General features: G+C 75.7%; 21 protein-coding genes, 2 tRNA genes and 1 pseudogene. 9 read left to right on the forward strand and 15 right to left on the reverse strand.

The annotated features are described in order from the left end of the window. Nucleotides 1-2 precede the first annotated feature (2 nt). Both IEW07_RS08450 and IEW07_RS08455 read right to left on the reverse strand, forming a co-directional pair. Complete coding sequence (locus tag IEW07_RS08450) at nucleotides 3-602, reverse strand: heme-binding beta-barrel domain-containing protein (protein WP_188536213.1); 600 nt, start codon at nucleotides 600-602, stop codon at nucleotides 3-5. A gap of 117 nt (nucleotides 603-719) precedes the next feature. Beyond that, nucleotides 720-1,325, reverse strand: a complete 606-nt coding sequence (locus tag IEW07_RS08455) for a hypothetical protein (protein WP_229741666.1) — start codon at nucleotides 1,323-1,325, stop codon at nucleotides 720-722. 159 nt (nucleotides 1,326-1,484) lie between these two features. Here IEW07_RS08455 and IEW07_RS08460 point away from each other — a divergent pair, with 159 nt between their 5' ends. From IEW07_RS08460 to IEW07_RS08495, 9 genes and pseudogenes are all read left to right on the forward strand, one after another. Next, nucleotides 1,485-2,168, forward strand: a complete 684-nt coding sequence (locus IEW07_RS08460) for a response regulator transcription factor (protein WP_188536215.1) — start codon at nucleotides 1,485-1,487, stop codon at nucleotides 2,166-2,168. A gap of 80 nt (nucleotides 2,169-2,248) precedes the next feature. Continuing rightward, nucleotides 2,249-3,151 (forward strand): annotated as a pseudogene (gene mshD, locus IEW07_RS20950) (mycothiol synthase); the annotation flags it as partial. Between the two features lie 6 nt (nucleotides 3,152-3,157). Next, nucleotides 3,158-5,377, forward strand: coding sequence for an RNA degradosome polyphosphate kinase (locus tag IEW07_RS08465; RefSeq protein WP_371870222.1), 2,220 nt, complete (start codon nucleotides 3,158-3,160; stop codon nucleotides 5,375-5,377). Nucleotides 5,378-5,469: 92 nt separating this feature from the next. Further along, a complete protein-coding gene (locus IEW07_RS08470) occupies nucleotides 5,470-6,432 on the forward strand; it encodes an NUDIX hydrolase (protein WP_188536219.1) in 963 nt (320 codons plus the stop codon). Nucleotides 6,433-6,484: 52 nt separating this feature from the next. After that, a complete protein-coding gene (locus tag IEW07_RS08475; RefSeq protein ID WP_188536221.1) occupies nucleotides 6,485-7,333 on the forward strand; it encodes a thymidylate synthase in 849 nt (282 codons plus the stop codon). An 83-nt stretch (nucleotides 7,334-7,416) separates the two neighbouring features. After that, on the forward strand, nucleotides 7,417-7,881 hold the full coding sequence (locus tag IEW07_RS08480; protein WP_443093584.1) for a dihydrofolate reductase: 465 nt from the start codon (nucleotides 7,417-7,419) through the stop codon (nucleotides 7,879-7,881). A gap of 97 nt (nucleotides 7,882-7,978) precedes the next feature. Next, nucleotides 7,979-8,374: a GNAT family N-acetyltransferase gene (locus IEW07_RS08485; RefSeq protein WP_229741669.1), complete on the forward strand. Its 396-nt coding sequence runs from the start codon at nucleotides 7,979-7,981 to the stop codon at nucleotides 8,372-8,374. Nucleotides 8,375-8,384: 10 nt separating this feature from the next. Beyond that, nucleotides 8,385-9,527 carry an aspartate-semialdehyde dehydrogenase gene (gene asd, locus IEW07_RS08490; RefSeq protein ID WP_188536225.1) on the forward strand — a complete coding sequence of 381 codons (1,143 nt, stop codon included), beginning with the start codon at nucleotides 8,385-8,387 and terminating at the stop codon, nucleotides 9,525-9,527. Between the two features lie 8 nt (nucleotides 9,528-9,535). Then, nucleotides 9,536-9,997 (forward strand): GntR family transcriptional regulator, encoded by a 462-nt coding sequence (locus tag IEW07_RS08495; protein WP_308738220.1) that lies wholly within the window; start codon nucleotides 9,536-9,538, stop codon nucleotides 9,995-9,997. Nucleotides 9,998-10,057: 60 nt separating this feature from the next. On the opposite strand, the gene IEW07_RS08500 is transcribed toward IEW07_RS08495, so the two are convergent. The 13 genes from IEW07_RS08500 to IEW07_RS08560 form a co-directional block, all read right to left on the reverse strand. Further along, nucleotides 10,058-10,453 carry a PGPGW domain-containing protein gene (locus IEW07_RS08500; protein ID WP_188536227.1) on the reverse strand — a complete coding sequence of 132 codons (396 nt, stop codon included), beginning with the start codon at nucleotides 10,451-10,453 and terminating at the stop codon, nucleotides 10,058-10,060. A gap of 10 nt (nucleotides 10,454-10,463) precedes the next feature. Then, nucleotides 10,464-11,579 carry a UDP-N-acetylmuramate dehydrogenase gene (locus tag IEW07_RS08505; protein ID WP_188536229.1) on the reverse strand — a complete coding sequence of 372 codons (1,116 nt, stop codon included), beginning with the start codon at nucleotides 11,577-11,579 and terminating at the stop codon, nucleotides 10,464-10,466. A 10-nt stretch (nucleotides 11,580-11,589) separates the two neighbouring features. Next, nucleotides 11,590-12,819, reverse strand: a complete 1,230-nt coding sequence (locus IEW07_RS08510; RefSeq protein ID WP_188536231.1) for an MFS transporter — start codon at nucleotides 12,817-12,819, stop codon at nucleotides 11,590-11,592. Beyond that, complete coding sequence (locus IEW07_RS08515; RefSeq protein ID WP_188536233.1) at nucleotides 12,816-13,301, reverse strand: MaoC family dehydratase; 486 nt, start codon at nucleotides 13,299-13,301, stop codon at nucleotides 12,816-12,818. Before IEW07_RS08515 ends, IEW07_RS08510 begins: the two co-directional genes overlap by 4 nt. A 2-nt stretch (nucleotides 13,302-13,303) precedes the next feature. After that, nucleotides 13,304-13,753: an FAS1-like dehydratase domain-containing protein gene (locus IEW07_RS08520; RefSeq protein WP_188536235.1), complete on the reverse strand. Its 450-nt coding sequence runs from the start codon at nucleotides 13,751-13,753 to the stop codon at nucleotides 13,304-13,306. 125 nt (nucleotides 13,754-13,878) lie between these two features. Continuing rightward, nucleotides 13,879-13,952, reverse strand: a tRNA-Met gene (locus tag IEW07_RS08525). Between the two features lie 60 nt (nucleotides 13,953-14,012). Beyond that, nucleotides 14,013-14,084: transfer RNA gene (locus IEW07_RS08530), tRNA-Thr, on the reverse strand. Between the two features lie 201 nt (nucleotides 14,085-14,285). Beyond that, nucleotides 14,286-14,867, reverse strand: a complete 582-nt coding sequence (locus IEW07_RS08535; protein WP_188536236.1) for a hypothetical protein — start codon at nucleotides 14,865-14,867, stop codon at nucleotides 14,286-14,288. Nucleotides 14,868-14,885: 18 nt separating this feature from the next. Beyond that, the gene (locus IEW07_RS08540; RefSeq protein ID WP_188536238.1) at nucleotides 14,886-17,435 is read right to left on the reverse strand and encodes a phosphotransferase; all 2,550 of its coding nucleotides are present in this window, start codon (nucleotides 17,433-17,435) and stop codon (nucleotides 14,886-14,888) included. Then, on the reverse strand, nucleotides 17,432-19,336 hold the full coding sequence (locus IEW07_RS08545; protein WP_188536240.1) for an ABC transporter ATP-binding protein: 1,905 nt from the start codon (nucleotides 19,334-19,336) through the stop codon (nucleotides 17,432-17,434). Before IEW07_RS08545 ends, IEW07_RS08540 begins: the two co-directional genes overlap by 4 nt. Then, entirely contained in the window at nucleotides 19,333-20,577 is a 1,245-nt protein-coding gene (locus IEW07_RS08550; RefSeq protein ID WP_188536242.1) for a glycosyltransferase family 4 protein, read from the reverse strand. Before IEW07_RS08550 ends, IEW07_RS08545 begins: the two co-directional genes overlap by 4 nt. Continuing rightward, nucleotides 20,577-21,812: a glycosyltransferase gene (locus tag IEW07_RS08555; protein ID WP_188536243.1), complete on the reverse strand. Its 1,236-nt coding sequence runs from the start codon at nucleotides 21,810-21,812 to the stop codon at nucleotides 20,577-20,579. Before IEW07_RS08555 ends, IEW07_RS08550 begins: the two co-directional genes overlap by 1 nt. Beyond that, nucleotides 21,809-23,059 carry a glycosyltransferase family protein gene (locus IEW07_RS08560; protein ID WP_188536245.1) on the reverse strand — a complete coding sequence of 417 codons (1,251 nt, stop codon included), beginning with the start codon at nucleotides 23,057-23,059 and terminating at the stop codon, nucleotides 21,809-21,811. The genes IEW07_RS08555 and IEW07_RS08560 overlap by 4 nt, the downstream gene beginning before the upstream one ends. Nucleotides 23,060-23,225: the final 166 nt, after the last annotated feature.

Raw genomic sequence — 23,225 nt, forward strand, 5'->3', positions numbered from 1 at the left:
GCTCAGCCGACCCTCTTGAGCTGGGCGGAGGCGTGCGTGGTCAGCGGCTCGCCGAGGGCGGCCATGTCCCAGGCCCAGAAGAGGTCCCCGTGGACGAGCCCGTACATCCGGCTGGACGCGGAGTAGTCCTTGGCGCCCCGGGCACGGACCACGGCGTCCGTGGCGAGGTCGATCCGCGGGCCCTTGATCTGGCCGATGTACAGCTCGGCGACGCCGCCGGGGTGGGTCAGGGTCACGAGGACGTCGAAGCCGCCGTCGGCGTTGCGCAGCTGCTCCACGTCCTCGGCGCCCTTGTGCACCGGCACGATGTCGGCCGGGAGCATCCCGGGACCGACGTCGCCGTCCTCGAGCGTGCGGTCGATCTGCCAGAACCCCTGCTCCACCGTGGCCGGACGCAGCAGCTGCCCCTCCTCGTCGAGGAGCGTGGTCTCCGCCCGGTACTCCAGGAACGGCAGGCCGTTCTGCTCGAAGGTCACGCGCTGGCGGAAGGCCCGCTGCTCGACCTCTCCGTACCCCATGAAGCCGTCACCCTCCCAGGTGCCCAGCAGCCAGGCGAAGGGGACGAGCTCGGGGGTCAGATCCGAGGGGATCTCGATCGGCACGGGACTAGTGCTGGCCCTTGAACAGGCCCAGGACCACCTTCACGGAGATGCCGAGGATGAACAGGCTGGCGATGCCCAGCAGGGCCAGGTAGAAGATCTCGAGTGCAAGCATGGTCGTTAAGCTACCACGGGGCCCAGCACGCGGGCCGCGAAGACGGCGGCCACGCCGAGGAACGCCACGGGGGTCACGCCGAGGACCAGGACCCCGCGCCGGGGGGAGTCCGCCGGCGCCGCAGCGATCAGGCGCCCGCCCACGAGGGCGACGACCGCGGCGAGCAGCAGGCCGACGAGGACGAGCTGGGACGGCTCGGCGCCGGTGGTGCGGTAGTCGTCGCCCAGGGCGATCCAGCCGGAGGAGCTGACGGCGGCGAGCACGCCCGCGGTGGAGGCGATCGTGGACTCCAGCCGGTGCTCGGCGCCCTCCCCCCGCACCAGCTCCGCCGCGAACACGGACATCAGGGCCACGCCGAGCACCGCCGGCAGCCACACGAGCTGCTGGCCGGGCAGGAACTGGACGAGCAGCGCGGCGACGGTGCCGGCCGCGCTGATGATGACGTTGTGCCGGTGCCGGGCCGCGATGCCGGTGGCCGCGGGCCAGCCGAAGCCGATCAGCACGGACATGGCCACGGCGAGCAGGGCGGGAGCCGGGCCGCCCACCACGACCGCGCCGAGGACGGCCACGAGGCTGAGCACGCTGCACGCGGCGATCATGGCGTATCTCATGGCGGTCGGACTCCTGTCCTGTCGACGGGTCCGGGCCGGGGCCCGCGCGGTCACGTGCCACGATAGCGGCTCGCCCGCGCGGAGCGCCCCGGCGGGCCCGGCAGGAGGGCCGACTTATACTGACAGCTCAGCCCGTACGCCAGAGTGGAGAAGCCCGTTTTGTTCCAGATCCTGATGCTGACCGATGCGGACGGGCCGTCGGCATCGGTGCTGCCGGCCCTGGACCTGCTCAACCACCGGGTGGCCGTCGCGCCCACCCGCACGGCCTCGGGCAGCCTGGAGGGCCACGAGCCCGACGTCGTCCTCCTCGACGGGCGCACCGATCTGATCACCGCGCGCAACCTCGCGCAGCTGCTCACCGCCAAGGGGCTCGCCGCCCCGCTGCTCATGGTCCTCACGGAGGGCGGGATGGCGGCCGTGGCCGCGAACTGGATGGTCGACGACGTGGTGCTGGACACCGCGGGACCGGCGGAGGTCGAGGCCCGGCTGCGCCTGGCGTCGTCCCGCACCGCGGAGCACCCCGAGGACGACACGCGGATCCGCGCCGGCTCCGTGGTGATCGACGACGCCGCCTACTCGGCCCACGTCAACGGCCAGCCCCTGAACCTCACCTACAAGGAGTTCGAGCTCCTGAAGTTCCTCGCCCAGCACGCGGGCCGGGTCTTCACCCGCGCCCAGCTGCTGAGCGAGGTGTGGGGCTACGACTACTACGGGGGCACCCGCACCGTGGACGTCCACGTCCGGCGGCTGCGCGCCAAGCTCGGCTCCGACCACGAGCACCTGATCACCACGGTGCGTAACGTGGGCTACAGCTTCACCACGGGGCGCGGCCGGGAGGACTGACGCCCCGGCGGAGCCGCCCCGTCGCCCCCGGGACGCTCCCGGACCGTCCCCGCACCCTTCCCGCCCCGCAGGAGGCCCCCATGCCCGACCCCGCGCCGTACATCCTGGAGCGGCCCGACGCCGCGCCGCTCGACGAGATCACCGAGCTCGCGTCCCGCGCCGGGGCCGCGGACGGCGACCCGCCCTTCTCCGACCAGACCCTCGTGGACCTGCGCGCCACCCCCGACCCGCGGGTGCGCACCGTCCTGGCCCGCTCCCCCCAGGGCGAGCTCGTGGGCGCGGGCGTCGGGGTGAGCGAGGACGACGGCGCCGCGCACCTCGTGGAGCTCGTGGTCGACCCCCGGCACCGCCGGCGCGGGATCGGCGGGGCGCTCACGGCCGCCCTGGCCGAGGGCGGCACGGGCACGGTCCGGGCCTGGGCGCACGGCGGCCACCCCGGCGCGGCGGCCCTGGCCGCCCGCCACGGGCTGACCCCCGTCCGCGACCTGCACCGCCTGCTGCGGCCGCTGCGCGGCGCGCAGGACCTGCCCCTGCCCGGCGAGCTGCCGGCCGGCTACCGGCTGCGCAGCTTCGAACCCGGCCGCGACGAGCAGGAGTGGCTGCGCGCCAACGCCGCGGCCTTCGCCGACCACCCGGAGCAGGGCCGGATGACCCTGGACGACCTCCGCCAGCGCGAGGCCGAGCCGTGGTTCGACGCGGCGGGCTTCCTGCTGGCCGTCCCCGAGGACGACCCCGGGACCGTCGCCGGCTTCCACTGGACCAAGGTCCATCCCGCCGAGGGCGGGCGGGCGCCCCTCGGGGAGGTCTACGCCGTGGGCATCGTCCCGGAGCACCAGGGCGCGGGCCTGGGCCGGGCGCTGACCGCCGCCGGCGTCAACCACCTCGCCGAGCAGGGCCTCGACGAGGTCATGCTCTACGTGGACGGGGACAACACCGCGGCCCTGCGGCTCTACGAGCGCCTCGGCTTCCGGCCGTGGCACCTCGACGTCATGTACTCCGGCGTCCTGGAGCCCGCGGGACGGGACGGGGCCGCAGGGGCCCTCGCCCCGCGGGGGCACGGGGACCGGGACCGGATCGACGACCCCGTCCCCGCCGCCCGCCAGGTGCTCGAGGGCCGGCACGGCCCGGAGCGCTTCCTGGACCGCGAGGCCAGCTGGATCGCGTTCAACACCCGGGTCCTGGAGCTCGCGGAGGACCCGGAGCTGTTCCTGCTGGAGCGCGTCCAGTTCCTGTCCATCGTCGCCTCGAACCTGGACGAGTTCTTCATGGTCCGGGTCGCCGGGCTGAAGCGGCGGATCGCCACGGGCATCGCCCGCCCGAGCGCCTCGGGGTGCTCACCGGCCGAGCAGATGGAGACCATCGCCGTGCACGCGCACGCGCTCCAGCACCGCCACGCCCGCGCGTTCCACGAGCTGGTGCGCCCCGAGCTGGCACGGGAGAACATCCACCTGGTGCGCTGGACGGACCTGGACTCCCCCACCCGCGAGCGGATCAGCCGGGACTTCCACCAGGGCGTCTTCCCCATCCTCACCCCGCTGGCCGTGGACCCCGCCCACCCGTTCCCGTACATCTCCGGGCTGAGCCTCAACCTCGCCGTGATGGTCCGCAACCCCCAGACGGGCAAGCGCCTGTTCGCCCGGGTGAAGGTCCCCGACCAGCTGCCCCGGCTGCTGGCCGTGGACGGCGCCCGCAGCCGGAACCTGCCCGGCCAGGCGGCGCGCTTCGTCGCCCTCGAGGACGTCATCGCCGAGCACCTCGACGACCTGTTCCCCGGCATGGAGGTCGAGGAGCACCACGTCTTCCGCGTGACCCGCAACGAGGACCTGGAGGTCGAGGAGGACGACGCCGAGAACCTGCTGCAGGCCCTCGAGAAGGAGCTGCTGCGCCGGCGCTTCGGCCCGGCCGTCCGGCTCGAGGTGACGGAGAGCATCAGCGACGAGGTGCTCGAGCTGCTCGTCTCCGAGCTCGGCATCGACGGGTCGGAGATCTACCGCCTGCCCGCGCCCCTGGACCTGCGCGGCCTGGGCGTGATCGCGGGGATCGACCGCCCGGAGCTGCACTACCCGCGCCACGTGGCCCACACCTCCCGGTACCTCAACGCCACGGAGACCGCCAAGGCCGCCGACGTCTTCGCCGCGACCCGCGCCCGCGACGTGCTGCTGCACCACCCGTACGACTCCTTCGCCACGAGCGTCCAGGCGTTCCTGGAGCAGGCCGCGGCCGACCCGAGGGTGCAGGCGATCAAGCAAACCCTCTACCGCACCTCCGGGGACTCCCCCATCGTGGACGCCCTCATCGACGCCGCGGAGGCCGGCAAGCAGGTGCTGGCGCTGGTGGAGATCAAGGCCCGGTTCGACGAGCAGGCCAACATCTCGTGGGCGCGCAAGCTCGAGCAGGCCGGGGTGCACGTGGTCTACGGCATCGTGGGCCTGAAGACCCACTGCAAGCTCTCCCTGGTGGTGCGCCAGGAGGACCACGGCCTGCGCCGCTACGTGCACATCGGCACGGGCAACTACCACCCCTCCACGGCCCGGTTCTACGAGGACCTGGGGCTGCTGACCTGCGACCCGGAGGTCGGGGAGGACGTCTCCCGGCTGTTCAACCAGCTCTCCGGCTACGCCCCGAAGACCACGTTCAAGCGCCTGCTCGTGGCCCCGCGCTCGGTGCGCTCCGGGCTGATCGACCTGGTGGAGGCGGAGATCCGCCACCACCGTGCCGGGCACCCGGCTCGGATCCAGGTCAAGTGCAACTCGATCGTGGACGAGGCCGTGATCGACGCGCTCTACCGGGCGTCCCAGGCCGGGGTGCCCGTGGACGTCGTGGTGCGCGGGATCTGCGCGCTGCGCCCCGGCGTGCCGGGGCTGTCCGAGACGGTCCGGGTGCGCTCGGTCCTGGGCCGGTTCCTCGAGCACTCCCGGATGTTCGCCTTCGCCAACGGGGGTGAGCCGGCGGTCTACATCGGCTCGGCGGACATGATGCACCGCAACCTGGACCGCCGGGTGGAGACCCTGGTGCGGATCACCGACCCCCGCCAGGCCCGGGCGCTCGTGGACCTGCTGCACCGCTACGTCTCCGACACCACGAGCAGCTGGCACCTGGACGCCGAGGGCCGATGGAACCGCCACCACCGCGACGCCGCCGGCCGGCCCCTCCAGGACATCCAGGAGCACCTGCTGGAGAGCCGGATCCAGGGCCGGCGGACGCTCTGACCGCCGGTACCATCGTGGAGGCGCCCGACGCCGGCCCGGACGGCCGGCCCACGCACGACGAACCACCACGGACAGGGGACGAGAGACCGACCATGGCCAAGACCGCCTCGAAGCCCACCACCGCCACCCACCAGCCGGACGTCCTGGCCGCCGGCTGCCTGTGCTGGCGGCGCGCGGGCAACGGGCTGGAGGTGCTCCTCATCCACCGCCCCCGCTACGACGACTGGTCCTTCCCCAAGGGCAAGCAGGACGACGGCGAGACGCTGCCGGAAACCGCCTACCGGGAGGTGCGGGAGGAGATCGGCCTGCTGCCGCGGCTGGGCGTGCCCCTGCCCACCATCCGCTACGAGGTGGAGGTCGGCCTCAAGGCCGTGCACTACTGGGCCGCCGAGTTCGGTCCCGGCGCGCGGCCGGAGCCCGACGGCCGCGAGGTGGACGAGCTGCGCTGGGTGGGACCCGACGAGGCCAGCCGGATGCTCAGCAACGCCGCGGACCGCGAGCCGCTGGCCCGGCTCGTCGAGCTGCACGGGCGGGGGGACCTGGCGACGCGGCCGGCGATCGTGGTGCGCCACGCGAAGGCCAAGCCGCGCTCCTCCTGGTCCCGCGCGGAGGGCGACCGCCCGCTCGCCGCCACCGGCAGGCGGCAGGCCCTCGCGGTGACCCGGCTGCTCCAGGTGTGGTCCCCCGAGCGGATCCTGACCTCGCCGTGGCTGCGCTGCCTCTCCACCGTGGTGCCCTACGCCCGCAAGGCCGGGGTCAAGGTCCGCGAGCGGCCGCAGCTGACCGAGGCCTCGCACAAGCGCCACCCCAAGCGGGCGGCGACCGTGGTGCAGACGATCTTCGACAAGGAGGCGCCCGTGGCCCTGTGCACCCACCGCCCCGTGCTGCCCACGGTCCTGCGGGTGCTGACCCGGTACATGGACGACGAGCTGGCGCGGCGGCTCCCGGCCAAGGACCCGTACCTGACCCCGGGCGAGATGATCGTGCTCCAGATCTCCCGGCGGCACCGCCGCCGGGTGGTCTCCGTGGAGCTCGTGAAGCCGTTCGACGACTGACCACCCCGCCGCCCGTCCCGCCCGCCCACCCCGCCGCCCCGCAGGAGCACCCATGACAGAGCCCGTCCCCGCGCCCGGGAGGGTGTCCGTGCCGACCCCGTACGAGGACCTCCTGCGCGAGGTCCTCCAGGAGGGCGTGCACAAGTCCGACCGCACGGGCACCGGCACGCGCAGCGTCTTCGGCCGCCAGATCCGCTTCGACCTCTCGGAGTCCTTCCCCCTGCTGACCACCAAGCGGGTGCACTTCAGGTCCCTGGCCCTGGAGCTGCTGTGGTTCCTGCGCGGGGACTCCAACGTGCGCTGGCTCCAGGAGCGCGGCGTGAGCATCTGGGACGAGTGGGCGGACGAGAACGGGGACCTCGGCCCCGTGTACGGCGTCCAGTGGCGCTCGTGGCCCACGCCCGGCGGCGGGTCGATCGACCAGATCGCCAGGGTCGTGGAGCAGATCCGCACGGCCCCGGACTCCCGCCGCCACGTGGTCACCGCGTGGAACCCGGCGGAGGTCGACGACATGGCGCTGCCCCCGTGCCACGCCCTGTTCCAGTTCTACGTGCAGCCCCAGGAGGAGGGACCGGGCCGGCTCTCGTGCCAGCTCTACCAGCGCTCCGCGGACATGTTCCTGGGCGTGCCGTTCAACATCGCCTCCTACGCCCTGCTGACCGTCATGGTCGCGCAGCAGACGGACCTGCTGCCCGGCGAGTTCGTCTGGACGGGCGGGGACTGCCACGTCTACGACAACCACGTGGCGCAGGTGACCGAGCAGCTCTCCCGGGAGCCGTACCCGTACCCGAGGCTGCGGCTCGCGCGGCGGCCGGAGTCGATCTTCGACTACGCGTACGAGGACTTCGAGGTGCTGGACTACCGCCACCACCCCGCGATCAAGGCCCCGGTGGCAGTGTGAGCGCCGCCGCGGGGACCCCGGGCGCCGTGGTCGGGGCGATCTGGGCGCAGACGCCGGCCGGCGTGATCGGCCGGGACGGGACCATGCCGTGGTCCCTGCCCGAGGACCTGGCCTTCTTCCGGCGCACGACGACGGGCCACCCCGTGGTCATGGGCCGGCGCACCTGGGAGTCCTTCCCCGAGCGCTACCGGCCCCTGCCCGGCCGGACCAACATCGTCATCACCTCCCGCCCGGAGGAGGTGCTCGCCGGGACGGCCCCCGGCGCCGTGCTGACCGCCGCGTCCTGGGGCGAGGCGGTCGGTCTGGCCCTGCGCAGCCCCGGCGCCGAGGAGATCTGGGTGATCGGCGGGGAGCGCGTCTTCCGGGACGCGATCGAGGACCCCGAGCACCCGCTCACCGAGGCGCTGGTCACCACCATCGACCTCGACGTGGAGGGGGACACCGTGGCGCCCGTGCTCGGCGAGGAGTGGGCCTCGGAGCCGGTCGTCGCGCCCTCCGTCTCCCGCACGGGGCTGGGCTACCTGATCGACCGGCGCACCCGGCGCTGACGGGGCCGGGACGGGGCCGTTCATGGGCTGTTCCGGCCTGTTCCGTCCGCCCGGGCCCTCCGGTAGCGTGGGCTGCACCACCGACCAGGAGGCGCCCGTGAGCGACCAGCACCCCGCACCGCAGATCCACGACGAGCCGGAGCTGCGCCTCGTCGACAACGCCGACCGGGAGCGCTACGAGCTGTGGCGGGGCGAGGACTTCGTGGGCTTCGAGGAGTACGAGGTGCACCCGGAGGACGGCTCGGTCGAGCTGCGCAACACCATCATCAGCGAGCGGTTCGGACGGCAGGGCTACGCCCGCACCCTGGTCACGATGCTGCTGGAGGGCTTCCGCGAGCGGGGCGTGGCCGTCCGGGCCACCTGCCCCTACGTGCAGGACTTCCTGCACCGCTTCCCGCACTACCAGCAGCTCCTGGCCCCCGGCGCCGGGCTCCCGCCGGTCCAGGCCGTCAAGGAGAAGCGCCGACGCCGGCTGTCGTTCCGCGCCCACTAGACTGGGGGCCATGACTTTTCGCACGGGTGATTCGGTAGGGTTCGTCGGCTGGCGGGGCATGGTGGGCTCCGTGCTCATGCAGCGCATGCAGGAGGAGGGGGACTTCGAGCACGTCACCCCGGTGTTCTTCTCGACCTCCAGCGCGGGCCGGCCCGCGCCCGGGTTCGCGGGTGACGCCGGCACCCTCCAGGACGCCCACGACCTCGAGGCCCTCGCGAAGCTGCCGATCATCGTCACCGCCCAGGGCGGGGACTACACCAAGGACGTGCACGGCCGGCTGCGCGCCGCGGGCTGGGACGGGCTGTGGATCGACGCCGCCTCGACCCTGCGGATGAACGACGACGCGATCATCGTCCTCGACCCCGTCAACCGCGACGTCATCGACCAGGGCCTCGCGCGCGGCGTCAAGGACTTCGTGGGCGGCAACTGCACGGTCTCGTGCCTGCTGATGGGCCTGGGCGGGCTGTTCCGCAACGACCTCGTCGAGTGGGCCACGTCCATGACCTACCAGGCCGCCTCCGGCGGGGGCGCCCGGCACATGCGCGAGGTGCTCCAGCAGTTCGGCGCCCTCCACGGCGTGGTCGCCGACGAGCTCGCCGACCCGGCCTCCGCGATCCTCGACATCGACCGGAAGGTCCTGGACGCCCAGCGCGGCGACGAGCTGGACACCTCGATGTTCGGCGCGCCCCTCTCCGGCTCGCTCATCCCGTGGATCGACGCGGACCTCGGCAACGGCCAGTCCCGCGAGGAGTGGAAGGCCGCGGCGGAGACCAACAAGATCCTCGGCCGCACCGACCAGTACGCGCAGGACTGGGTGCCGATGGACGGGCTGTGCGTGCGGATCGCCACCATGCGCTCCCACTCCCAGGCGCTGACCGTCAAGCTGCGCGAGGACCTGCCGGTCGAGGAGATCGAGCGGATCATCGACGGGGACAACGAGTGGGCCACCGTGGTGCCCAACACCAAGGAGGACTCGATGCGGGACCTCACCCCCGTGGCGACCTCCGGGACCCTGACCATCCCCGTGGGCCGGATCCGGAAGCTGTCGATGGGCCCCGGCTACATCAGCGCCTTCACCATCGGCGACCAGCTCCTGTGGGGCGCGGCCGAGCCGCTGCGCCGCATGCTGCGCATCGCCACCGGGACCCTGTAGCGGCCGCCGTGGACCAGAACGCCGGCGAGACCGCCGGCGCGGCCGCGGACCGGCCCGCCGGCGCCGTGACGGCAGGGGCGGGGGACGCGGCGGAGGACGCCGGGATCCCGCCGCAGCTGGCGCTGGACCCCGCCGACCCGAACCCGCCGTACGAGCAGCTCAAGCAGCGCGTGCTGCAGGGCCGCCAGGACGGCACCCTGCCCGCGGGCACCCGGCTGCCGCCGGTGCGCCGGCTCGCGGAGCACCTGGGGCTCGCGGCCAACACCGTCGCCAAGGCCTACCGGGAGCTCGAGGCCGCCGGCGGGATCGAGACCCGGGGGCGGCGCGGCAGCTTCGTGCGCGCCGCGGACCGCACCGAGGACCTGGCCGTGCGGGCCGCCGAGCGCTACGCGGCCGAGGTGCGGGCCCTCGGGCTCCCGGCCGGGCGGGCGGTCGAGCTGGTCGCCGCCGCGCTGGAGCGGATCCGCTGACAGGGGCCCTCCGGCCCAGCCGGCCCGGTCACAGGCCCGGTCACCGGCCCAGGAGCCTGCTCAGGGGCGCGGGACGCGCAGGTGGCGCGGGCCGGGCACGAGGTCACCGGGGCCGGCGAGGGCACGGCGGTGCCGCCGCTCCGCCACCAGGATCTGCACCTGGCGCCACCGGACCATCACCTGCGCCTTGGCCCACAGGTTGAGCCGGTGGGCCCAGTGGAACTCGGTGCCCCAGATGCCGAGGCCCAGGAAGATCGCCAGCCAGCCGGGCCCGGGCGTGATGAGCATGATCAGGCCCGCGAGCACGAACACGCCTCCGAGCACGGTGACGAAGACCTTGTAGGCCGCGGACAGGGCCGGGTGGCTGTGCGACCACCGCCGCAGCCGCCGCAGCGCCCGCCGCACCCGGCCGTCGGAGCTCTCGCCCTGGGCGATCTCCTCCTCGAGGCTGCTCACCGGGACCGCCTCAGACCGCCGTGCCCACGATGACGGGCTCGGCCACCAGCTGGACGCCCCAGACCGAGGCGACGCCGTCGCGGACCGTCCTGGCCAGCGCCATGAGGTCCTCCGCGGAGGCCCCGCCGCGGTTGGTCAGCGCCAGCGTGTGCTTCGTGGACAGGGAGGCCCGTCCCCCGGCGACCGCGGCGCCGTCGAGGTCCAGGAGTTCGTTGCGGGTGCCGGGCAGCCCGAAGCCCTTCCCGAACCCCGCGCGGTCGATCAGCCACGCGGCGGAGAGCTTCACGCGGTCCTCGAGGGGCGCCCCGGCGGCGTCGACCACGGGGAAGCGGGGGGCGTCCGCCGGGATCCGCCCGTCCAGGTCCGCGGTGGGCAGGACCGGGTTGGTGAAGAAGGAGCCGGTGCTGAAGGTGTCCCGGTCCGCCGGGTCGAGGACCATGCCCTTGCCGGCGCGCAGGGCCAGGACGGCCTCCCGGACCGTGGCCAGCGGGGCGCGCTCCCCCACCTGGACGCCGAGGCGGCGGGCGAGCTCGGCGTAGCGCACCGGCGCGCCTTCGGTGCCGCGCTCCAGCCGGAACCGCACGGCGAGGACCACGTGGCGGGGCGCCCCGTCCACGGTGGTGCGCTTGAGCAGCGAGTCCCTGTAGGCGAAGCCCAGCTCGCCGGGGCCGAACTCCCGCACCCGCCGCTCGTGCCGGTCCCAGACCCGCACGAGCTCGACGGTCTGGGCGACCTCCTGGCCGTAGGCGCCGACGTTCTGCACGGGGGTGGCCCCGGTGGTGCCGGGGATGCCGGAGAGGGCCTCGATCCCCACCAGGGACTCCGCCACGGTCCGGGCGACGAGCTCGTCCCACGGGTGCCCGGCCTGCACCTCCAGGACCGCGGCGCCGGGACCGTCCTCGACGACCGTGACGCCCCGGGAGGCGACGTGCACGACGGTCCCGCCGAAGCCGGCGTCGGCCGCGATGAGGTTGGAGCCCCCGCCCACGACGAGGACGGGACGGCACGCGGCGTCGGCCTCCGCGACGGCGTCGACGACGGCCTGCTCCGTCTCGGCCCGGACGTAGTGGCCGGCCGGTCCGCCCACGGCGGCCGTGGTGAGCTCTGCGATGCGAGGGGTGGTCATGGCGACCAGCTTATCGGCCCGTCCCGGGGACCCTGTGCCCCGCGGGCGGGACCCGCAGGGCGGGGACCAGCAGCAGGGAGACGGCCACGAGACCCGCCACGGCGGTCAGCGCCTGGCGCACCCCGACGGCCTCGCCCAGCAGGCCCAGCAGGGGCGGCCCGCCGAGGAACGCGCCGTAGCCCAGGGTCGAGACGACCGAGACGCTGGCCGCGGTGTTGGAGCGGTCGTCGGCGGCGGCGGACATGCCCACCGGGAAGCCCACGGAGACCCCGAGGCCCCACAGGAACAGGCCCGCGAGGCCGAGGCCCAGCGAGGGGGACGCGACGAACACCGCCAGCCCCGCGAGGGCGAGGGAGCACGCGACGCGGAGGATGACGACCCGCCCGAAGCGGTCCAGCATCGGCGTGCCGGCGAGGCGGCCGGCCGTCATGGCCGTGACGAAGATCCCGTACCCGAGCGCGCCCACAGCCTCCGTGGTGCCGTAGCCGGTGGTCAGGGCCAGTGCCACCCAGTCGTTGGCCGCGCCCTCCGCCAGTGCGATGCCGAGGACGAACACGCCCACGAGGACCGTGCGGGGGTTGCGCCACGCGGCCCGCATGCCCTGCGCCGGCCGGTCCGCCGCCAGCGCCGCGAGGTCGATCGAGCCGGTGTCCGTCCGCGGCTCCCGCGGACGGACCCGGGTGCCCTCCCCGCGGAGGAAGGGCAGCCCGCCCCAGACCAGGGCGAGCACCAGGACCGCCGCGCCCGAGACGTGCCAGACCACCGGGACCCGGGCGGCCGCCGCGAGGGCGCCGACGCCGGCGCCGGCCACCGTCCCGATGGAGAAGAAGGCGTGCAGCACGGGCATGATGTGCTTGCCGAGCGCGTTCTCGAGCGCGGTGCCCTCGACGTTCGCGGCCACGTTCCACGTGGCCGAGCCCAGGCCGAAGAGCAGCATGCCCACGACCGTCACCGGGACCGACGCGAAGAGGCTCACGCCGAGGCCCAGCAGCACGAGTCCCACCACGACGATCCCGGAGGTGAGGCGCAGCGTCCGGGACGCGCCCAGGCGCAGGACGGTCATCCCGGACGTCGAGACCGAGGCGAAGGCGGCGACCGTCTGCGTGAGCAGCAGGGCGCCCAGGCTCGCCGGGGACAGCTCGAGCCGCTCGGCGATCGCGGGCAGGCGCGTCAACCACGCCGAGAGCCCGATCCCGGACGCGAGGTAGACGGCCAGGACCGCGTTGCGCCAGGCCCTCACGCGATGCGCACGACGGCCTGGGCCTTGACGAGCACCTTGAGCTGCGCGGCGGTCGCGGGGTCGGCGCCGGGCGCCGAGAGGTCGGGGGCGGTCACGGCGAGGTCCACCCGGACGGTGCGGGCGTCGGCGTCGACGGCGCCGATCGACCCGGTGACCGTGAGCGCGGTCGAGGGCTCGACCTCGGTGCCGAAGCGGTTGGGGACGACGACCGGCTTGGTGAAGCGGGTCTGGTAGTCCACGACGGCGCCGGGGTCCCCGGCCCAGTCGACGACGAGCTGCACGGCGGCGCCCATCGTCAGCATCCCGTGGGCGATGACGTCCGGGAGGTCCACCGAGCGGGCGAACTCCTCGTTCCAGTGGATGGGGTTCAGGTCGCCGGAGGCGCCCGCGTACCGCACGAGGTCGGCGCGGGAGAGCTCGATCCGGCGCTCCCCGATCCGCTGCCCCTTCTCGAGCTCCTCGAACACGATGGCTGCCGTCATGGTCACTGGTCCTCTCCGCGCACCAACAGGGACGAGACCGTGGTGGCGACCTTCTCGCCGGCCACGGTGCTGATCTCGGCGCGGGACGTCACCATCGCCCCGGAGCCCACCGCGCGGACCTGGTCCACGTGCAGCTCGGCCACCAGCTCGTCGCCGGCGACGACGGGCCGGTGGTGGGTGAAGCGCTGGTCGACGTGCACCACGCGCGAGAAGTCGATGCCGGCCTCGGGGTCGGCGACGAGCGCGGCGTCGGCGCGCTGCGCCACGACGATCGCGAACGTGGGCGGCGCCACGAGGTCGGCGTGGCCCAGGGCGCGGGCCGCCTCGACGTCGTGGTGGGCGGGGTGGCCGGCCTGCACGGCGCGGGCGAAGTCGCGGATCGCCTCCCGTCCCACGCTGTAGGTCTCGGCCGGCGGGTACGTCCGCCCGACCAGATCGGGGTTCACGGGCATGGTTGCTCCTCGCGCGACGGGGGCCGCCCCGGGGCGGCGGGCACCCGGCCATTCTACGGGGCGGCGCGGGCCGGGCCGGGAACGGAAAAAGCCCGTGACCGTCAAGGGTCACGGGCTTTTCGCCGTAGCGGTGGACGGGCTCGATCCGTCGACCTCACGATTATGAGTCGTGCGCTCTAACCAGCTGAGCTACACCGCCAGGTAGATGGGACACCGCGGGAACCGGCCTGTCGGCCGGGCCGCGGAATCTCATCATGAGAGCCCCGACCGGGAATCGATCCCGGGACCTCCATCTTACCAAGATGGCGCTCTACCACTGAGCTATCGGGGCAACGACGAAGACTCTACCAGCAGGTTTCGGCAAAACAAAAATCGCCCGGCCCCTCCTCGGCGCGGCCCCACGGACCCCGTGTCGGCCCAGGTTGCGGGCCGATCCGGCCGCTGCGGGGGCCTCTCCGAGGGGCTGTCCGCGGGTCTCCTCGGGAGCCGTCGCGCGAGGTCCGCGGGGCGGCCCCCGTGCGCACCGCACCGCTCAGTCGTCGTCCCAGTCGTCGCCGCCGTCGTCCGAGTCGTCGTCCCCGTCGTCGTCCGGGTCGCCGGCGGGCGGGGCCGGCTGCACCGGGAGGGGCACCTGGGCCGGCGGCGCGGGAGCGGGTGCCGGAGCAGTAGGCACGGGGGCGGGCGCCAGGGCCGGCGGCTCGGGAGCGGGCGCCGGGACCACGGGGGCCGGCGCCGGCTGCTCGGGCGCTGGGGCCTTCCCGCCGTCGCCGGGCGCGGCCGGCTCCGCGGCGCCCTTCGCCGCCCCCTCCGCCGCGTCCTTCTCCGGCCCCTCCTTCCCGTCCTCGTCCGCGTCCTTCTCCGCGGCCGGAGGGCGTTCCGAGGCGACGGGAGTGGGCTCGCCGGGGGCGGCGTCGGCCGTGCGCACGCTGCCGGGGGTGCGGGCGGGCGCGGAGCTGCCGGTCGTGGAGACGCCGTCGCGCACGACCTCGACGCTGTTCGTGCCGGTCGCGGCGCTCCAGAGCAGGACGGCCAGGACCGAGACCGCCACGAGCGAGACTGCCGACCACATGATCTTCATGGCCTCCACTCTCCCGGAGACGGTTGAGACAGGCATGAGAACATGAGAGCCCCCTCAGGAAGCCCGGCCGTCGAGCAGCTGCTGCGCCACGGCCCGCCAGCGCGGCCGGAAGGCGTAGACGCACGCGAGGCGCAGGCGCGTCGCCTCGGCGTGGACGGCCAGCCGGTCGGGGTCCACGGCGAGCCGCCGGCCCACCTCGTCCACCGCCGCGCGGCCCGCCGTCCGCAGCTCCGGTGCCAGCAGCCCCTGGGCGACCCGCAGGTCCAGGTGCACCGCGAGGTTCGCGAGGTCCAGGGCGGGCTCGCCGACCGCCGCGGTGTCGAAGTCCAGCAGGCCCGCCCGCGCGCCGTCGAACAGCAGCTGCTGGTCGTGCAGGTCCCGGTGCAGCACCGCCCGGGCGCGCCGGTCCGCGGGCAGCGCCACGAGGCGCCCGGCGATCTGCTCCGCGCGGGCGGCGACGGCTCCCGGGGCGGCCCGGAGCAGGCCGGGGAAGGACTCCAGGTGTGCCGCCCACCCGAGCAGGGTGCGGGCCTCGTCCTCCGCGGTGTGCTCCGGCAGCTCCCCGGTCCCCGGCACGGCGGTCGCCAGGACGGGCCAGTGCCGCGCCCAGACCTCCCAGGCGGCCCGCCAGGCGGGCCCGTCCCCGGCGGCGCCGAGCTCGTGCAGGCTCCGTCCGGGCAGGACGGAGAACTCCACCCGGTCCCCGGCCGCGGCGAGCACCGCGGGGACGGCGAAGCCCGCGGCGGTGCCGAGGCCGTGCAGGCGGGCGGAGATCGCGGCGACGCGCTCCGCCTTCCCCCGCGCCAGTAGCTTGACGTAGCGGTCCGGGGCGGCCACCACGGCGCGGCGGCCCCAGCGGTGGACCACCAGGCGGCCGCCGGCCGCCGCGGAGGCCAGCCCGGGCAGGCGGGGGTCCTCGGCGTGGGGTGCCACCCGGACCTCCCGGCCGCCCCGGGGCCGCGGGACCGACTCCCCCGCCCGGACCCGTCCCTGCTCGTCCTCGAGCTCCAGCAGGATCCGGGCCTCCGCCGCGGGCCACGCGCGGCGCACGCGGAGGGGACGCCCGTCGGCGTCGGGCACCGTCTCGGGGACGATGACGGGGCTGATGTCGCGGCTGATGTCGGGGACGGGGTCCGGACCGGTCGCCTCCGACGGGCCCGTGCGCGGCGCGTCCGCCGGCGGGAGCGAGTGAGGGACCGGGTGAGGGGGAGTGCGCGGGACGGCGTGCGGGACGGCGTCCCGCCGCGCCGCGCGCAGCAGCCGCTCGGCGAGCTCCAGCCGCCCGGCGGTGGCCTCCCGCCAGCCGGGCGCGGTCGCGCGGAACGGCTCCGCGGCCCGGCCCAGGACGTGGAACGCCGCCCAGGCGAGCACGTCCGCGCGGGCCGGCGGGCACGCCCCGAGGGCAGTGGCGGCGCGGCCGTAGCCGCCCGAGAGGGCCTCCGCGAGGGCGGTGCCCACGGCGGGCCGCGCCCCCGCGGCCTCCTGCGCGGTCAGCAGCTCCACGGCCAGGAAGCAGCCCAGGTCGTCGGCCGGGGCGCCGGCCCGGAGCCGGTCGAGGTCGGCCAGCAGCAGCCGCGGGGCGCCGGCGGCCGCCGCCCGGTGCACGAGCACCTGGTCCGCGGAGAAGTCGCCGTGCAGCAGCCGCGCGGGTCCCTCTCCCTGCGCGGCCAGCGCCGCGGCAGCGGCCTGCGCGGTGCGCGCGAAGCGCTCGGCCAGGCCGGCGTCGAGGTCCGCGAGGTCCGCGGCGAGCGCGCCGAGCCTGGCCGCCGGGTCCACGGCCGCCGGCACCCGGGAGGCCTCGACCTGCTCCGGGCCGAGCAGGTGCAGGCGGGCCAGGGCCGCACCGGCCTCGGCGGCCGTGCCGAGGAGGTCGGAGGCGGGGAGGTCGGGGCCAGGGAGGTCGGGGCCGGGCACGTCGGGGCCGGGGGCGCCCCGCTCCGGGGAGCCGAGGCCGGCGAGGTCCCCGTCGCCGAACCACGGGTAGTGCAGGACGTGCGGGCCGCGCGGCAGGCCGGCGGGGTCGGTGGGGGCGAGCACGGGGATCCCGGCGGCGGCGAGGCGGGCCAGCAGGTCCGCGCCGACGGGGGCGGGCCGGGCGGTGAGCTTGGTGACCACGGTGGCGCCGTCGTCGTCGTGCCCGGTGAGCACGAGGCGCCGGCGCGGGTTGAAGCGCAGCAGCCGGTGCCGCTGTGCGGGGCCGCCCAGGTCCCGGGCGAGGTCGGCTCCCAGCTGGGACAGGGGGCCGCCGAGGTCGAGGTCCGCCCCGATCCGTCCGACGGCGAGGCGGTGCCCGGGGCGGCCGGGCACGTCCCGGACCAGCACGGCGTCGTCGGTGCCGAGCCGTCGGCGGCCGCGGGCCACGGCCTTGTCGAGCTTGCCGGTGCGCCCCGCGGCGGGCGGGGCGAACGCGGCGACCCAGTGCACCGCCCCGGTGGGCGCCACGTCCAGGCGGGCCACGGCCGAGACCCCCGGCTTGTAGCGCAGGGAGCTCGTCCGGAGGGAGCCGCCCAGCTCCTGGCCGAACAGTCCGGTGAGCCGTGCAGCGTCGAGGAGGACCTCGAGGGCGGGCAGGCCGGCCCAGGAGTCCGGCAGCCGGCCCGTCACGGCCGGACCCCCTGCTGCTGCGACACCGATCGCGACACCGGGTCCGGCTCCGGCTGCGGTTCCGGCCGGGACTGCTGCTGCGACTCCCGCTGTGCCTCCTGCTGCGCGACCCACGCGGCGAACACGCCGTCGGGCCGGGCGAGGAGCTCCTCGGGGGCGCCGTCGAGCAGGACCCTGCCGTCCTGGACCCACAGCACGCGGTCCGCCGCGAGGGCCAGGGCGGCGTCGTGGGTGACGGCCAGGGAGGTGCGGCCGCGCACGAGGCGCCCGATCGCGGCCGTGACGTCCCAGGTGGCCTGCGGGTCCAGGCCCGTGGTCGCCTCGTCGAGCACGACCACGGGCGCGTTGCGCAGCAGGGCGCGCGCGATGGCGAGCCGCTGGCGCTGCCCGCCCGAGACGGTCGAGCCCCGCTCCCCCACCGGGGTGTCGTAGCCCTGGGGGAACGCGGTGATGAAGTCGTGGGCCTGCGCGGCCTGGGCCGCGGACTCGACCTCCGCGTCCGTGGCGTCCGGGCGCCCGAGGCGGATGTTCTCGCGGACGGTGCCGTGGAACAGGACGGAGTCCTGGAGCAGCAGCGCCACGCTGCCGCGCACGGTGCCCAGCGTGAGCAGGCGCAGGTCGTGGCCGTCCAGGGTGACGGCTCCGGAGACGGGGTCCATCATCCGCACCAGCAGGGAGGCGAGGGTGGACTTCCCGGAGCCGGAGGGGCCGACGACGGCGACGTGCTGGCCGGCGGGGATCACGAGGTCCACGTCGCGCAGCACGGTGCTGCCGCCGTCGGCCGGGTCGCCGTACGCGGCGTCGACGTGGTGGAGGGCGAGCTCGCCGCGCACCCCCGGCAGCTCCCGGGCGCCCGGGCTCTCCCGGACGTCCACGGTCTCGTCCATCAGGTCGGCCACCCGCTCCCCGGAGGCGGCGGCCCGGGCGATCCGCCCGGTGTACTTGGCCATGTCCCGCAGCGGCTTCATGCAGGTCTTGAGGTAGGTGGTGAACAGCACGAGGTCGCCCAGGGTCATGGCGCCCTGCAGCACGCGCATCCCGCCGCCGACGACCACGAGCGCGGTGGCCGCGCCCACGATGACGTCCGTGGAGCGTTCCAGCCCCGCCGCCAGCCGGCGCGAGCGCACGCCCTCGGTGAGGGCCTGCTCGTTGGAGCGCCGGAAGGTCTCCGCCATCCGTCCCTCCAGCCCGTATGCCTGCACCGTGCGGACGGCGCCGAGGGCTTCGTGGGCGGTGTTGGCCAGGGCGCCCTCCCCCTGCCGGGTCCTCCGGGACGCCTCGGTGATCCGCGCCGAGGAGCCGCGGCCGACCAGCAGGAACGCCAGGATCGCCACGACGACAACGCCGGCCAGCATCGGGTCGAGAACCAGCATCACCCCGCACATCGCCACGAGGGTGATGACGTTGGCCAGCAGCGGCAGGCCCGCGCTGACGGCGACCTCCTGGAGCTTGCCGATGTCCGAGACGAGGCGCTGGACCGTGTCCCCGACCCGGGACACGGAGTGGTAGCGGTCGGACAGGGACTGGACGTGGTCGAACACCCGGGCCCGCAGGACGGTGGAGACGCGGGAGCCCACGAGGGCGAACGCGACCGTGGCGAGGTAGTTGAACAGGGCGCGGAAGCCGACGATCGAGACGGTGGCGAGGCCGGCCGCCAGGAGCAGCTGCCACGACGCCCCGGGGATCCACCCGTCGACGTTCTGCGCCCCGAGGGAGCGGGAGATCGCGTCGACGACGATCTTCAGCGGCCAGGGCTCGAGCACCCGGAACGCCACCTCGAGCAGCAGCACCAGGACCCCGGCCGCGATCAGCAGGCGGTGCTCGCGCAGGTGCGGCCGGATCAGCGCGACGGTGCGCCCGAGGGCCTTCGGGCCGGTCCGCCCCCGGCTCCTGCGGCTCACGCCGGGACCTCCGCGGCCGCGGGGCCCTGCTCGCCGGGGTGCCTCCTGTGGTGTCCGACCGGGCGTCCCACGGCGGTGCCCGCGAGGAGGCGGTCGAGCACCGCCGTCCACGAGCGCTGCTCGACCGCCGTCCGCCGGGCGGCGCGGCCCATGGCCCGGCGGCGGGCGGGGTCGGCCACGAGGGCGTCCACGGCGCGGGCGAGCGCGGCGGGGTCCGAGGGCTCGACGAGCAGGCCGCCGACCCCGTCCTCGACCGCCGAGGGGATCTGGCCCACCCGGGAGGCGACCACGGGCAGGGCCGCGGCGGCGTACTCATAGAGCTTCAGCGGGGAGAAGTACTGGTCGGCGGCGTCCTCGGTGGCGGGGTAGGGGGCCACCGCGACGGCGCAGTCGGCCAGCAGGGCGGGGACGTCCGCGGGGGCCACGGCGCCGGTGAACGCCACGTCGACGCCCAGCTCGGCGGCGAGCGCCTCGAGGGGCGCGCGCTGCGGGCCGTCCCCCACGATCCGCAGCCGCCAGTCCCCCGTCGCGGCGGCGCGGGCGCGGAGCAGGTGCTCCACCCCGTGCCACGGCTTGAGGGTGCCGACGAAGACGACGACGGGCGGGGCGGTGTCCGGACCCTGGGCGGAGGCGTCGGCGCAGGGCCCGACCCGCTCCGGGTTGACGCCGTTGGGCGCCACGACCACCCGGCCGGGTGGGACCGGCACGGCGCGCTCGACCCACCGGGCGACCGGCTCGGAGACGCACGCGGTGCGCTCGGCGGCGGTCACCTGCGCGGCGAGCGCGGCGCGGGCGGCGGCCTCGTCGACGAGGTCGCGGTGGACGCGCTGCTCGTCGATCAGCGGGGCGTTGACCTCCAGGACCCCGGGGACCCCCAGCCGGGCGGTGGCCTCGGCGAGGGCCGTGGAGAACAGGGAGTAGCGCTCGTAGACGACGTCGGCGCCGTCGGCGACCACCCGTGCGGCGAGCCGCCGCGCGGCCTCGGCCTGGGCGCGCTCCCGGGCGGCGACGCGCGCGGCCCGGTCGGCGCCGTCCCCGGCGGGCGCGGCCGGGACGGGCACGTGCACGACCGGGACGTCGGCGAGGTCGGCCGTGACGTCGGCGCCGAGCCGGGTGGCGTAGAGGCGCACCTCGGCGCCGCGGGCGCGCCAGGCGCGCAGGATCTCCTGGACGTGGACGGAGGCGCCCTTGGTCCCGAACACGGGGATGCCGGGGTCGGCGCAGACGTAGGCGACGCGCATCAGCGGCTCGCTCCTTCGGGGATCGGGACGGGCAGGAGGGCGCGCAGCGCGGCGGCCTGGCCCGTGGAGTCGTAGTCGCGCTTCACGAGCGCGCGGGCCGCCCGGGCGGTGCCCGTGCGGTCGAAGCCTGGACCGGCGACGACGGCGAGCGCCCGGACCAGCTCGTCGTGGGCCCCTGCGGGCACCAGCACCCCGGTGCGGGGCCCGCTGTTGCGCACCACCTCCGGGATGCCGGTGACGTCGGACGCGATGACGGGCACGCCCATGGCCATCGCCTCGAGCAGGACCGTGGGCAGGCCGTCGGCGTTGCCGTCGGCGCCCACCACGCACGGCGCCACGAAGACGTCCGCGGCGCGCAGCAGCCGGCAGACCTCCGCCTGGGTGCGGGGCCCGGCGAGCTGCACGACGTCCTCGAGGCCGAGCTCCGCCACGAGCGCCCGCAGGCCGGCCTCGAGCTCCCCGCCGCCCGCGATGGTGACGCTCAGGCGGGCCCCGGCGGCGCGGCGCGCGGCGACGGCGCGCACCAGCCCGGCGAAGCCCTTCTTCTCGACGAGCCGGCCGACCGCGACGACCCGCAGGCTCTCCCCGACGGGGGCGGGGTCGCGGTAGGGGAAGCGGGCGAACTCCAGCCCGTTGCGCACGAGCCGCAGCTTCCGCGCGTGCTCGGGGAACGCGGCCCGCAGGTGGCGCCGGTTGTACTCGGAGATCGCCACGACGTCGTGCGCGTGCTCGAGCGTGCGGCGCAGCCGGGCGGGGTCCACGGACTCGTGGAAGATGTCCTTCGCGTGGGTGGTCACGGTGAACGGCACCCCGGTCAGGCGCGAGGCGATCTCGGCGACGCGGGCGGAGAGGGACGCGAAGTGGGCGTGCAGGTGCGTGATCCCCTGCTCGACCACGGCCACGGCCAGGGCCACGCCCTGGTGCACCTCGGACGCCTCGGTCCGGACGAGGTCCGGCAGCAGCGCCGCGAGGCGCTCGCCGAAGCCGGGCACGACCTCGGCGGCGCGGGCGAGCACCGCCCAGCCCTCCGAGGCGCGCTCGGGGCGTGGGACGTAGTGCACCGGGGCCTGGACGCGGGCCAGCTCCGGGTGGAACCGGGGGTCGGTGCTGTGCCGCAGGGCGAAGATCTCCAGCTGCTCCCCCTGCGCCTCGCGGGCCAGGATCTCGGTGACCACGAAGGTCTCGGAGAAGCGCGGGTAGACCTTGAGGACGTAGCCGATCCGGGGGGCGCTCACCGGAGACCTCCGGCGGCGGCGGGGACGCCGGCCGGGACGGCGGACGGCTCGGGGGACAGCTCGCGGGACGGCTCGGGGGGCGCCGTCGCGGTCCCGTGCAGCAGGCCGGCGGCGAGGCCGGGGACGGCGGCAAGGCCGTCCAGCGCCAGGTGCCGGCGCAGCTGCACGGTGCCGACCACCCGGTGCAGCCAGGCGCTGAGCGCGGCGCTGGTCAGGGCGTCGGCGGTCAGCACGTCCACGGCGCCGTGCGCCTGGAGGGCCCGGGCCCGGATCAGCTGCTCCTGGCGCGGATGCTCCCGCGGGACGACGAGGGCCGGGGTGTTGGTGGTGAGGATCTCCGCGACCGAGTTGTAGCCGCCCATGGACACGACCGCGCCGGCCTCCGCGACCTCGGCGAGCGCGTCCGGGACGGACGGCAGGACGAGCGTGCCCGGCACGGCGGCCGCGCGGACCTGCTCGGCGTGCTCCTCGGGCATCTGCGGCCCGGTGATCACCACGTGCCGGTGGCCGTGGGGGACCCGGGCGCGGGCGGCCGCGAGCGTGAGGCTGTGGCCGTCGGCGCCCCCGCCCGCCATCGACAGGACGTAGGGGCGGTCGACGCCGCTCGTGCGCGGGCCGGGGGTCCGTCCGGTGGCCAGGTAGCCGGTGTGCCGGACGAGGTCGGCGAGCTCGGCGGGGATCTCGCCGGAGGCCACCGGGTCGTGCACGGCGCGGTCGCCGTAGACCCAGATCTGGTCGTAGACCTCGCGCACCAGGTCGAGGTCCCCCAGCGCGGCCCACTCGCGGGCCGCGGCCGCGGGCTCGTCGAGCACCTCCCGCAGGCCGAGGACCACGACCGTGCCGGGGTGCTGCGCGCGCAGCCGCAGGAGCGGCTCCAGCAGCTCCCGGTCCACGCCCCAGGCGTGGCGGTCGACGACGACGAGGTGCGGGCGGAAGCCGGCGAGCGCGGCGTCCACCATCCCGGAGCGCAGGGAGGTCAGCTCCGCCATGCCCACGGCGAGGTTGCGGGGGGCGTAGCCGTCCGTGCCCTTGCGGATCCCGGGCAGCACCACCCAGTCGAAGCCGTCGGGCCGGCCGTGGGCGGTGGCGGCGTCGATGCCGGTCAGCAGCATGCCCGTGACCCTGCGGCCGGTCAGTGCCGGCAGGTGCCGGGCGAGGGACCGGCCCAGCGCCAGGTTCCGGCGGGTATGGCCGAGGCCCTGGGAGTCGTGCGAGTACAGCACCACCCGCAGCTCGTCGTCGCTCATCGTGTCCTCCTCGGGGGGCGGCGGCGCCGGGGGTCCGGCGCCGTTCCGTCAGGCCTCCACAGTGGCCGAGGGACATGATGCGAACATGAGTCGTTCATGAAAACGTTCTCATCCGGCCGCCCGCCGCTCCCCGCGCGGGGACGGCGGGCGGGTCGGAGGCGGGCGG

Source organism: Kocuria dechangensis (genome assembly GCF_014636775.1).
Classification (GTDB): Bacteria; Actinomycetota; Actinomycetes; order Actinomycetales; family Micrococcaceae; genus Kocuria; species Kocuria dechangensis.